Origin of the sequence: Paraburkholderia caffeinitolerans, from assembly GCF_902859945.1 — a bacterium.
Classification (GTDB): domain Bacteria; phylum Pseudomonadota; class Gammaproteobacteria; order Burkholderiales; family Burkholderiaceae; genus Paraburkholderia; species Paraburkholderia caffeinitolerans.
Map to the genome: position 1 here is coordinate 1 of NZ_CADIKL010000038.1, position 11,755 is coordinate 11,755.

General features: G+C 58.5%; 9 protein-coding genes. 3 read left to right on the forward strand and 6 right to left on the reverse strand.

Going from position 1 to position 11,755, the window contains the following annotated elements:
- Nucleotides 1–658 precede the first annotated feature (658 nt).
- From HV773_RS28045 to HV773_RS28055, 3 genes are all read right to left on the reverse strand, one after another.
- Complete coding sequence (locus HV773_RS28045) at nucleotides 659–1,126, reverse strand: protein kinase (RefSeq protein ID WP_175197422.1); 468 nt, start codon at nucleotides 1,124–1,126, stop codon at nucleotides 659–661.
- 580 nt (nucleotides 1,127–1,706) lie between these two features.
- A complete protein-coding gene (locus tag HV773_RS28050; protein WP_175197423.1) occupies nucleotides 1,707–3,518 on the reverse strand; it encodes a caspase family protein in 1,812 nt (603 codons plus the stop codon).
- A 4-nt stretch (nucleotides 3,519–3,522) separates the two neighbouring features.
- Nucleotides 3,523–3,867 carry an effector-associated constant component EACC1 gene (locus HV773_RS28055; RefSeq protein ID WP_175197424.1) on the reverse strand — a complete coding sequence of 115 codons (345 nt, stop codon included), beginning with the start codon at nucleotides 3,865–3,867 and terminating at the stop codon, nucleotides 3,523–3,525.
- Nucleotides 3,868–4,527: 660 nt separating this feature from the next.
- Between HV773_RS28055 and HV773_RS28060 the strand changes: the two genes are divergently transcribed.
- On the forward strand, nucleotides 4,528–5,973 hold the full coding sequence (locus HV773_RS28060) for an IS1182 family transposase (protein ID WP_175197478.1): 1,446 nt from the start codon (nucleotides 4,528–4,530) through the stop codon (nucleotides 5,971–5,973).
- A gap of 488 nt (nucleotides 5,974–6,461) precedes the next feature.
- On the opposite strand, the gene HV773_RS28065 is transcribed toward HV773_RS28060, so the two are convergent.
- Nucleotides 6,462–6,824 (reverse strand): hypothetical protein, encoded by a 363-nt coding sequence (locus HV773_RS28065; RefSeq protein ID WP_175197425.1) that lies wholly within the window; start codon nucleotides 6,822–6,824, stop codon nucleotides 6,462–6,464.
- A 432-nt stretch (nucleotides 6,825–7,256) separates the two neighbouring features.
- On the opposite strand from HV773_RS28065, the gene HV773_RS28070 reads away from it, so the two are divergent.
- Nucleotides 7,257–8,111, forward strand: coding sequence for a hypothetical protein (locus HV773_RS28070; protein ID WP_175197426.1), 855 nt, complete (start codon nucleotides 7,257–7,259; stop codon nucleotides 8,109–8,111).
- A gap of 423 nt (nucleotides 8,112–8,534) precedes the next feature.
- On the opposite strand, the gene HV773_RS28075 is transcribed toward HV773_RS28070, so the two are convergent.
- Nucleotides 8,535–9,929 carry an MFS transporter gene (locus HV773_RS28075; protein ID WP_175197427.1) on the reverse strand — a complete coding sequence of 465 codons (1,395 nt, stop codon included), beginning with the start codon at nucleotides 9,927–9,929 and terminating at the stop codon, nucleotides 8,535–8,537.
- 490 nt (nucleotides 9,930–10,419) lie between these two features.
- Here HV773_RS28075 and HV773_RS28080 point away from each other — a divergent pair, with 490 nt between their 5' ends.
- On the forward strand, nucleotides 10,420–10,851 hold the full coding sequence (locus HV773_RS28080; RefSeq protein ID WP_246282436.1) for a hypothetical protein: 432 nt from the start codon (nucleotides 10,420–10,422) through the stop codon (nucleotides 10,849–10,851).
- 28 nt (nucleotides 10,852–10,879) lie between these two features.
- Here HV773_RS28080 and HV773_RS28085 read toward each other — a convergent pair whose 3' ends face one another.
- Nucleotides 10,880–11,686, reverse strand: coding sequence for an NAD(P)H-dependent oxidoreductase (locus HV773_RS28085; RefSeq protein WP_175197428.1), 807 nt, complete (start codon nucleotides 11,684–11,686; stop codon nucleotides 10,880–10,882).
- Nucleotides 11,687–11,755 lie beyond the last annotated feature (69 nt).

The window sequence follows — 11,755 nt, forward strand, 5'->3', positions numbered from 1 at the left end:
ACAATCACGAGCGCCCCAACATGGGCCTTGGCGGGGTAACGCCGAAACAGCGGCTGATGGCCGCCGCATAGCCTCTACTTCTGAACCGCGTTAAAAGTGGGGGGATTACCAGCGCGCTGAACGTTGGGACCACGTATTGCCGATGGCAACTGTCGACCAAATTCCGGTCATTCGGAACGGCATGCCGAAAGTCTTTTCATGGCCGGTGGACCGCTGAGCTATGACGCCACAAAGCTGCCGCTAACGAAGCGTGAATGTTTTCCAACGGCGGCTTCTGGTGGAGGGAGTTGAACGCGTACAGTCGGCCAGCAAGCGACGTTCTACCTGTGGGTTTGAACGTCCGCAGCTTTGCCTCAAAGTGATATTCACGATCAGTCTTTCTCGGGTACGAGCGCCGCTACGCGACGAAACGAAGTGCAGCGTCTATTTCATAACCAGGCGTAGCGGATTCCTATATCGCCCCAGACTCACTTGCGGCTTCCACTCTCCGAATTATTGATGGAGAACTGGTAGCCGAATTGGCCATACAGGCTCATGCGGCGAACCAAGCGCATTTCCCAACACGGTCTATGCTGGATTTGCTTTCCTCCATGTCCGCCGACGATGGAGTGGGCCCGCCGCTGAGCTGGGTTTTCGTTTTTCAGGCCGCAATTCTTGTTCAATTCCCTTCAGGCATCTTCGACGAATGATGGCTGGTGATCAGCCAGTTATGTCCATTCCACCCGTAGGTAAACGTATAGCGCGCCTTGACCACTGTGCCGTCTGCGAACTTGAACGAGTACAGCCCCGCGTCTATCGCTGTGTTGCATTCGATCAAGACAAAGCGGAAGTCGATCGAGCCGACGGGTTTTTGCTCCAGGAATTGTTTGAAATAGTCTTCCTTCTCCTCGACGGTCAAACGTGGCTTGTTCGATATGGTCGGCAGCAGGATTGAACGCGGCACATAGTTCTCCACGACCTTCGCCGGGTCGCCAGTCTTCAGCGAATCGTTCCAGCGATCGAATAGTGAAGCAATCTGCTTCTCCGATGCAGGATGGCACGCTTCGGTCTTCGCGTATGCGCCTCCATGGACTGCAATACCGAGCACGACAGCAACCCCGAACGACCTCGACAGGCAGATTTTCATGATTCACCTCATTTGGAAAATGAAGGCTTGGGCTTTCGCTGCACTATCTGGCCCGAGGCTATGTGCGTAGCTCGTCCGCCAGGGCTCCGCAACAGTGAGCGACTCTAGGAGAACTGATCAAAGTCTTGAAACTTTCACTTAATTCTGGGCGCGTGAGCCGTCCCGATGCAATACGACACCTGAACTTCCGGCCAGTCAATTGGACTTTGGTCCAATACGTCAGGAGTCTCGAAGGCTGAGGGGCGTCCGGATGCGAGCAGGGAGACCACGCTGATCGCAGTGCCGCGCCAAGGCCTCGGTCGTCAGCCGACTCGGATGTGTGGACGGTCGTTAAACATCTCAAAGCGGCCGTAGAGGTGAAGCCGGGCAAGGTCCGGTGAGGGTCGGCTACTGCCGACGGCGTGAGACCGGAGTCGGCCAGGAGCCGCCATTCGTGGCGCTGCTTGCTAGAACAGTCTAACGTCGGCTTTGAACCGGCAGGCGGCCATTTCACTTGTGCGAGATAGTTTCGGTCGTCGCCTGATCGGTTCCTTGTGGATCCCGAGAGTCACAAGGAACCGATTTGGGGCTTCCGAGTGCGTCAAGTCCCGCTTGCCGTCTTATCGTATATATCTTCTGCTGTATGGGGCCTCGTTGGGACTCCGTTAGCATCTGTGGCCGGAGCGCGACTTTGGCTTGGGTTATCGTAGACGTCTTTCGCTGTATGGGGCCTCGTTGGGACTCCGTTAGCACCCGTGGCCGGAGCGCGACTTTGGCTTGGGCTATCGTAGACGTCTTCTGCTGTATGGGGCCTCGTTGGTACAACATTAGCATCTGTGGATGGTGTGCTATCTGTGGATGGTGTGCCATCTGTGGATGGTGTGCCATCTGTGGATGGTGTGCCATCTGTGGATGGTGTGCCATCTGTGGATGGTGTGCCATCTGTGGATGGTGTGCTATCTGCAGTTGGGCTGACCTGTGAAGCGTTGTCCACTTGCCCAATCTGTGACGACAAAATACCGTCTTCGGAGTGCATTTCATATCCGGTGACGACGGCAACTACACAGGCGCCCACTGCGGCCAGTATGAGAACGATTCGCCTCTTTCCGCCTTCTGCTGCGAGGCGCTTGTCGCCAAGTTGCGTTTCCGTCTCAACGCGGCGCGCTTGGCCTGGTCGCTTTTCCTCGAGTTCCTTCACTTCAGCAGCACCGCATGCGCCCCCCTCGAGTTGCTTGGCTTCGGCAACGCGGCGTGCGTCTTCCTCAAGTTGCTTGGCCTCGGCAACTCGGCGTGCGTCCTCCGCGAAGCGCTTGGCTTCGGCAACGCGGCGTGCGTCCTCCTCGAGTCGCTTGGTTTCGGCAATGCGGCGTGCGTCCTCCTCGAGTCGCTTGGCTTCGGCAGCACGGCGCGCGTCCTCCTCGAGTCGCTTGGCTTCGGCAGCACGGCGCGCGTCCTCCTCGAGTCGCTTGGCTTCGGCAGCATGCCGCGCGTTCTCCTCAATACGCTTTGCTTCCGCGACATGACTCTCCTCTTCAACGCGCTTGTCCTCAGCCTCGTGCCTCCTAATTTCTATAACATTCGGAAAAACAGGAAGTCTCGTAAGATCGCCATTTTGCTGATGCGGTTGGTGTAGGGCGGGGCGGGGAATCGCGGGACCGTCATGCTGGCGTAGCATTATTTCGAAAACATCTTCCTTGATATCCGCAAACGACAACATTAATTGACTGCGCGTCTCTGATCCGTGCAGAAGTAATTGTAATAACGCGCCGGTAAAAAGCGTCCTTTCGGCGTTTGGAGGCCCAATAGACGAAGAACCTCGTGGGCTCGAGCAAAGAAGTAACGTACCTCGTTCGGGATGGGGCGAGTCGGCGACCAAATTGCCCGCTCCAATTTTCGTCACCGCTTCATCCAAATCACCCATTGCAGCAAAAGCGTCAACTGCCGCTTCCGAAAAACAGCAGTCGAAAATACCAATTCTTCGCTGCTGTGGAGCGGCGACTTTAAGAATTTTTGCTAGATCTCGAGTGGATATACTGGATTCCGCCTCGATGCCAAGCTCACTGGCACGCACCAGTAAATGCAACGTATTTCCATCATCGCAAGTACCATGACCGACGTAGTAGATGAGTAGGTCTGTTACAGGGCATTCTGTATCCCGTCGATCTTGCACGATCTCTTTTACGAAGTCTCGTACGCGAGCAAGTTGTGCGCTTGGCGGCGCAATATCATCGAATAGGCTCAGTACAAGCTCAGGGCGAAGACCAAACCCATCCGGACGACTACGGAGTAAATACTGATTAAAATATGCGGCAGATCTATGAAATGACTTTGCCCTGCCAAGGCCTGCCTTTGTCCAGTCGCTAGCACCGATAATAACCGCTATGGTTGACTCGGGATCAAGAAGACTAGACATGAAATCAACTCTTAATCATTTCAATGATTCGTTTAGCCGAATCTGGATCGATGTTTTCTACGGTAGCCTTTATACTGTTTGCCGTTACATCACGCTCAATCGTCAACTTACATGCACGATGAGATCGTAGCCAATCTGCAACGCCTTTCGCGAGAGCGACAGTTGCCCCGGATGTCGCAAGTATATTGATGATAACGCCTAAATCCATTGTGTTTTTATTCTGCTTCTCACGCTCCGCCTGCATTACGCCAGTTATTTCACGAAGGCTATCTGCCAGCGCGCGTGCGTGGACGTCGGCGTCCCTTTCGCTTTCGGCTGCAACGCTGAAACAATACTCATTCGCTGACATGTAATACCTCCACTAAGACATTCAGACTATCTGACCTGGAGCCATCAGAGCGGACAGGATTAACTAAACGATTCTTGAATTGAGAGAATAGCTCATAGGAAACACAATACGAGAATACGCTCGCGGTCAAGATTCAAGAGTAGATTAGTCAAGATTAAATGTACGCCACCGAACAGTATGGGCTCGATTGCCCTCAGGTTCGGCTTCTGTATCTTCTCGCTGCCCGATCTTATCGACATAAGTGACATGTCGATCATGCGGACGGGTACATTGAACGGCGGGCGCTGATCTTTGCCTGGATACGGCCAATGGTGCCTTAGCGATCATGCCACGCTGACACTGGACGACGAGGGCGACCGGCTTCACCTTGGCAAGCTGTGGTGCAACGGGCGCCCTTGAGCGGTCGCCCCCCTCACAAAGCGGTGGTTGACACGTAGGGCAGCCAAAGGAGTTGAAACGTGCGAGATTGCGCACGATTGGCTATGCGCTCGCCTCCTCTACATCTGCAGTCGGCTTTTCGTGAGTTCTGTCTGAACGGCCGCTGCGCGCCGAGAAGCTGCCAAGCGATGTCACTCTGTCGATTGACCGCATTGGGTCGAGCTTGTGTGAAAACACGCTGATCGCCTAGACTGGATTAACTCATTCAGCATGGGTGACCGGATGAAGCGATTCATAGAAGGTGAAGATCGCAAGCAGGTGACGCTGCTTCCAGAGTGCCTGGATGACTTCGTTGCCGAGGACAATCCAGTCAGGATTATCGAGGCGTTCGTTGAAGAGCTTGACCTGGCATTCCTGGGCTTCGATGGCGCGCTGCCGTCGACTACAGGTCGCCCGTCCTATCATCCGGGCGTGCTGCTGAAGATCTATATCTACGGCTACCTGAACCGGGTCCAGTCGAGCCGGCGCCTGGAACGTGAATGCCAGCGCAACGTTGAATTGATGTGGCTCACGGGCCGTTTGGCGCCGGATTTCAAGACCATAGCTGACTTCCGTCGTGACAACGGTACCGGCATCCGCAACGTATGCCGGCGCTTCGTCGTCTTATGCCGTGAACTGAAGCTGTTCTCGCAGGCGCTTGTTGCCATCGACGGCAGCAAGTTCAAGGCCGTCAACACTCGCGATCGTAACTTCACAGAAGGTAAGGTCGAAAAGCGCCAGAAGCAGATCGAGGAGAGCATCCAGCGGTATTTGAACGCGCTGGAGACTGCCGATCGTACGCAACCCGCTGAGCTGGAAGCGAAGACGACCCGATTGCAAGACAAGATTGCGCGTTTGCGCGAGCAGATGCGAAACCTCGATCGGATCAAGCAGCAACTCAAGACACAGCCTGATGGCCAACTCTCGATGACGGATCCCGACGCGCGCTCCATGGCGACGAGCGGCAAAGGCTCGGGCATGGTGGGCTACAACGTGCAGGTGGCCGTTGACGCCAAACACCACCTCATCGTGGCTCACGAGGTCACAAACTCTGGCAGTGACCGGGCGCAGCTTAGCCCCATGGCAAAAGCTGCGCGCGACGCAATGGGAAAAAGCAGACTGCGGGCAGTCGCCGATCGTGGCTACTACAGTGGGCCTCAAATCAAGCAGTGCGCCGATGCGGGGATTGCAGTCATGCTGCCGAAGCCGACAACGTCGGGAGCGAAACACCACGGCCGATTCGACAAGGCAGACTTCATCTACATTGCGCGGGACGACGAATACCAATGTCCAGCTGGGGAGCGGGCAATTTACCGTTACACCAGCGAGGAACACGGGATGCAGCTGCACCGATACTGGAGCAGCGCCTGTCCGCAATGCAAAATAAAGTCACAGTGCACGCCCAGCGGCCAACGACGGATAAGTCGCTGGGAGCATGAGTCGGTGCTGGACGCAGTTCAACGTCGACTGGACAAGACGCCTGATGCGATGACAGTGCGCAGGCGAACCGTCGAACATGTCTTCGGGACGTTCAAGCATTGGATGGGCTACACGCACTTCCTGATGCGCAGGTTGCCCAACGTAGGTACCGAAATGAGTTTGAACGTACTCGCCTACAATCTCACTCGAGTGCTGAAAATCCTGGGCTTCAGCAAGACGATGAAGGCAATGCGGCTGGTGGGTGCATGAGCACCCCGTAGGTTCTGAAACAAAGCCCTTAAACTGGTCAGAACGCCTCGGAGAGGCTCTCCCTCTCGTGGTCGCCGTGATGGCCGAAAAGGCAGCCAAACGCGCCGCTGGCGTCAGCGGACATACGTCGCATTGCAGCTCCATCGGGTTTCCACACAGCCTGGGTCGGGTTCTGCCCTACGCATCCCGGCACGAATGGGACACAATGATCGAACCCACGGGTGCCTGCGTCGCAGGTGTGAAAGTGTTCATCACTCGCCAGCGTACGGTCGGAAGAATCGCCCGACACAGTGGTGCGGACATAGCAGCCGGAGCAACGTCCGATCGCCCGTGGCATTCGACTCCGCGACAAAGTGCCAGCTTTCCAAAAAAGTGAGTCGTACTTGATCCGCAACTGACTTTTGATGTTTCGGGTTGAGCGGCGGCTGAGCGGACGAACCCCTACCGATCGCGGAGCACAGTGCGTGGATTGATCTGACGAGAAGTCGCTATTGCGAAATTGGGGCGTTGGTTGCTCCGTCCGCCGGCATCTGCGGAAGCGGAACCGCCGTTGCTGTATCGTTTGCGCCGATGCCTGTTGTTCCCGTTTGTCCGCGACGCCCCCTGTGCGGACTGCGTGCCACAGTCGGCGCGCTCGCTGCCACCGGACGCATTGGTGGATGCGCGATGAACTGAAAGTTTTCGTTAATCGCGCTATTGCCCGTATCGAACGAATGGTTGACGAACACGCTACTAGTAACGGGCGAACTCGCCTGCGCGAAAGCCGTCGTGCCGATCAACATAATGGCTGCACACAAGGCAATAGCGTGCATGAGCGGACGGGCACTTCGCTCTGTCGGACGTGCTTTCATTTTTCGTCTCCCCCAACAGGTCCGTGCGGTTCGCATTCGTCTTGCAACGCGGGGCCGGCTTATCTCTGAGTACAAAGGCTGAAAAACTGAGCGCAATGTGATACGCGGATCAGATGGCAAAAACACCAGGCGCTCCAAGGAAAAAGGCCGGAACGGCTTGGGCAGTCTAGCGGGAGTCGTGAAGAAGAATGTTTCGGGTTCGATTACAGCTGTTACGCGGTATAACCGATCGATGAGTCGCGCGACGAAAGAAAAACGAAAGGGTGAGTCGTCGGTCGGGGCTACGCCAAACGACTACGAACTGACGCTACCGGCCAAGACCTGCCAGTGGACATCGCGTCTACGGCCCAGTCTAGTCTCGATGCATGCGTACCGCTGGCTCTTACGGCAGACACAGGCTGTTTCCATAACGCACAAAATCTGCGAATGCCGATGGGCATCTACAACATCTCCATCACGCGAGTGTGTGAGAAGCTTATTCGGCTTTGCCAACGCCTCGAAACCTATTTCAAGGCATTCAAGACTCTTGACGGGATAGAGAAAAGCGATGAAGTGATGCAAGAGGTCATCGATTACATCGAGCTTGCTTTGTATGCAGCCGCCGAGCATGTTGATGATGTCGACTCGACAGCGAGTGGCTTCTTCAAAAATCGCGCGCTGAGGGATAAACACGTCGCCTACAGAAAGTTTCTGACTGAGATTAAGAGACACAAGCGCCTCGTCTCTGCGGCCGCGAACGCAATAAAACACCAGCAGGCTCGGATTAGATTATTCTCGATGGAGTTTGCTCATGGCGCGTCGCCTGGCTGTTTGCACGGGTATTTCATTGAGGGGGTGGAGGCGGGAGCAGTATGCCCGAGCAGCACTTTCCATAAAAAACAGGATGTTTTTTCCATTACTACGCTGGTTTGGGAGATTATCGTTTTTTTGCTGAGTTGCTCTCGCGATTTGGCGAGATTCTTGAATGACGTTGCAACTCAAATCATGGGGCCGCCGGTAAGTACCCAATTCACAATGTTTTCCAAAGCGGTCGTTTCAGCGGCTCGGCTCCCTACCTACACCTTCGGCGAAGAGCATCCGTTCTCCCGTGTAACACTTCACGTACACTCGGCGGATGGCAACGCCGATCCATTGGAGTCAGGCTTGTACGGTTCTATTCGGCATGGATGGTCCAAAACCGCACCCGCATCCTTTGGTCGATATGTCTCGCGGTTTGCTGGGGATGGTAAGACTAAGAGCTTCCGGTTCGCCCAACCCAAGACTCTCGTGCTTCATCACTGGGACTGACGGGGTCCGACTAGTTTGTTTCTGCTCATCCCAGAATCGCTCGAACGGCTGTTTTGATGAAGTCCATCTGGCTGCTTCGGGTCGTGAGTACGCATCCGACGGCAGTGCAGCTGACATTCGCAGTCGCGGCGATGCGAACGGCAGAAGAGCAGCCTAAAGCCGACTTACCCAAGGCGAGACGTGAACGTCGGCAATGGCCGACTACCTGTCGGCGACGATATCCCAGCGAGTGGCCGCTGCACGTCGGAACTGGACGCCGGAGCTGCGATCACCTGATCGGCCGCAACGGGTTGGAATACGCCCACCGAACAACGCGCGCTCAACACCGCCCCCTCCCCGACGCAGCAAAATTTATCGGCATCACCCGCGAAGGACGCTCCGCCCACTCCCGAAGCGCCCCAATCAAAGCGGCAACGCCCCCGCTCAATTCCCGACCCTTGCCTCCACGGCTTGCACAGCCGTCTGCGCCACGCCCCCCTCCTGCGCCAGCGCCCATTCGAGCCAACGCGCGCGGTGCACGACCACCAGCACAAACGCCAGCGCCGCGAGCACGCCGAAGGTCGCAAAGCCCATCTGATAGCTGCCCGTGCTTTCCCTCGCCATGCCCATGATCACGGGCAGATAGAACCCGCCGATGCCGCCCGCCGCGCCCACGATGCCCGACATCAGACCCGTGCGACCCTGCCAGCGGCGCGGCACGAGCTGGAACGTCGCGCCGTTGCCGAGGCCGAAGCACACATAGGTGAGCGCGAGCAGCGCGATGCCCGCGCCGAGCGGCGGCATCCAGGCGGCGAACGCGAAGTCGCACAGAGAAATAGCAGCGAGCAGCAGCACGAGCGCGCGCACGCCCGAGATGCGGTCGGCGATCAGCCCGCCGACCGGGCGCACCATCGCGCCGGTGAGCGCGAGCAGCGACATGATCACGCCGGCTTCGAGTTTGGGCACCTGGTAGAGCGACACCAGCAGCGTCGTCACGTACGACGACATGCCCACGAAACCACCGAACGTGATGCTGTACACGAGCATGATGACCCACGTGTCGCCTTCGGCGAGCACGCCACGATAGTGTCGCGGCAGCACGGCGATCGCGAGCAGCGCGCCCATCACCGGCAGCATCAGCACGCCGGTCTTGCCGGCGCCGAACACGCCCGCATGCACGGCAAGCACGAGCGCGATCAGGCCCGCGAGCGCGATGCAGAATGCGCGCAGCGCCTCGCGCGCGCTGCCCGACTTCTCGCCAAGGTCGCGGGCCCAGAAGCACACGGCCATCGCGGCTAGACCGAGCAGCGGCAGCGCCGCGCCCGTGGCGCGCATCCAGCCATGGCTATTGGCGAGCGCCGGGAACAGAAAGCCGTCGAGCACCGCGCCGATGTTGCCGGCGGCGGCAAGCCCAAGCACAAGGCCTTGCACCTTCGGCGGATAGTTGCTGCCCGCCATCGGCAGCGCCACCGCGAAGCTCGCGCCGCCCACGCCCAGCAGCACACCAAGCACGAGCAGCAGCGTATAGGACGGCGCGCCCGGCATCAGCAGCAGCACGAGTGCGGGAATGGCCGAGAGCGCGATGCCCATCAACGCGACCTTGCGGCCATCGCAGGCCTGGTAGAGGTTGCCCAGCGTCACGCGCAGAATGGCCGCGCCGAGCACCGGCACCGCGACGAGCAAGCCGAGCTCGGCCGGCGTCATCGCAACGTCCTTCTGAATGAACGGAGCAAGCGGGCCAAACATCACCCACACCGTAAATCCCGTGTCGAAATACAGGAAGCACGCCACCAGCGCGCGCCAATTGCCACTCTTCAGCGAACTCAAAAGATCTTTCACGAGGCTCTCTCCAGGTAATGCGTCTGTGCGCGCCGGCGGCGCCCGATTCCATTTACTTCGCAATCCGATATTTCATTTCTCGGCGGCACAAGGCATAAAAAAAGCGTCCCGAAGCGCGTCCGCATGAAGCTGTTGCGCTTCATGGGATGCCGCCTCGGGACGCCATTGCCCCGCCTTGCTCGTAGCCGTCGCCTGCAATCGTCCGCATTTGCGGGCCGAACTGAAATCACGGAGGCCGTCGTTGGCCTCGCGGCGTATCAAGCAATACGCATGCCAACGATGAACCGGCCGGTAGATGCACGTGCGGCGGCGGGCGTTGCTCCGCGCGCCCACCAACCCTGTGCGATCGATGAAAGCTGTTGGTGCACTGCAGCGTAGCCGCGCACCAGAGACGGGCGCGCGCGTCGCCAGGCGACCTATCATTAACTGAAGCGAAGTGCTCTACATGGGCCGGGAACAAGCATTCATCCGGCCAGGAAGGAGGCGCATCATGAGACCCGCTGGCTGGATCCTGCTGGGCACGCTGGTCTTCGTCGCTTTCGCCGTGTGGTCGGAAAGCGTTGCGGCGAACACGCTGAAACCCGCCGCCGCGCCGGTAATCGCCATCGTTTCCGGCACATGGGGAGCCAACTGCGGCGCGCCGCACGGCAACGCCACGCGCGATCTCGCGCGGCGCTGCGATGGTTTGCGGACCTGCGGCTATGTGCTTGATGCGCGGGCGATGAGTTCGCCGCCGTCTCGAGCCAACCAGGCACTACCATCGCCGCGAATCGCAACGTCCTCCGGGGCCTGCCGCGTCGACTATCGCGCAAGATGGCGGTGCGGCAGCCACGAAGTTCATGACGCTGCGCTTGGCGCAACCGCATCGCCTGGCGATACGCTCGTGCTCAGTTGCGTGCATGAAAATGGCCCGGGGCACTGAGACCCCGTCCATCGACAATCACCTCACCTCAGTCCGATAGCGCCTCGGCCGCTACCGCCTGCTCGATGTGCGCCGCAAAACCGCTGCTCCCTGGCGCGATCTCATCGCGCAGCGTGAGCGCCGGGATTTCGTACGCCCCCGCGTTCTGTGGACGAAACGCAATGGGCGCGGTGCTCCAAAACGTGTCGAGCCGCTCTCCCAATGCTTCGCGCGTGGCCGCGAATCGCGCTTCGTCCATGCGCCCCGTGCGATAGACGACGAACGGCGGCAAGACATCGAAGCCCGGGTAATACAGCACGCCGTGATGGATCGGGAAGAGGATGTCGTCGATCGGCCCATTGACGCCGCGCTGGCTGTAATGCGATTCCCAGCCGCCGGCAGTCACGAGCAGCATCGCGCGCTTGCCCGCGAGCGTGCCTTCGCCATAGCGGTTGCCCCAGCGCCGGTCGGAATGCTCTCCCACGCCGTACGCGAAGCCATAAGCGTAGACGCGTTCGATCCAGCCCTTGAGGATCGCGGGCATCGAGAACCACCAGAGCGGAAACTGCAGGATGACCGCATCGGCCCAGAGCAGTTTTTCCTGCTCGCCCGCGATGTCGGCGCTTTGCGTGCCGCTCGCGAAAGCATGCTTCGAATCGAGTGACGGATTGAACGGCGCAGCGTGATCGCGAGCGGGCGCATCCCGCGCGTCGAGCACGGCTTTCCAGTCCATCGCATAGAGGTCCGAGACCTGCACCGCGTGGCCTGCCTGGGTGAGGCGCTCGATTGCGAAATCCTTGAGCGCGCCGTTGAGCGAGCGCGGCTCGGGATGTGCGTAGACGATCAGTACGTTCATGCTGAAACTCCCGTGGTTGAATCGATCAAGTGAACGACTCTCAGCATAGGAGCCCGTCTGCTATATTTG

Excerpts from the sequence above, each read along its gene's own strand:
- HV773_RS28065 (WP_175197425.1), bottom strand. The coding sequence starts at position 6,824 with ATGAAAGCACGTCCGACAGAGCGAAGTGCCCGTCCGCTCATGCACGCT.
- HV773_RS28070 (WP_175197426.1), top strand. The coding sequence starts at position 7,257 with ATGGGCATCTACAACATCTCCATCACGCGAGTGTGTGAGAAGCTTATT.
- HV773_RS28060 (WP_175197478.1), top strand. The coding sequence starts at position 4,528 with ATGAAGCGATTCATAGAAGGTGAAGATCGCAAGCAGGTGACGCTGCTT.
- HV773_RS28050 (WP_175197423.1), bottom strand. The coding sequence starts at position 3,518 with ATGTCTAGTCTTCTTGATCCCGAGTCAACCATAGCGGTTATTATCGGT.
- HV773_RS28045 (WP_175197422.1), bottom strand. The coding sequence starts at position 1,126 with ATGAAAATCTGCCTGTCGAGGTCGTTCGGGGTTGCTGTCGTGCTCGGT.
- HV773_RS28085 (WP_175197428.1), bottom strand. The coding sequence starts at position 11,686 with ATGAACGTACTGATCGTCTACGCACATCCCGAGCCGCGCTCGCTCAAC.
- HV773_RS28055 (WP_175197424.1), bottom strand. The coding sequence starts at position 3,867 with ATGTCAGCGAATGAGTATTGTTTCAGCGTTGCAGCCGAAAGCGAAAGG.
- HV773_RS28080 (WP_246282436.1), top strand. The coding sequence starts at position 10,420 with ATGAGACCCGCTGGCTGGATCCTGCTGGGCACGCTGGTCTTCGTCGCT.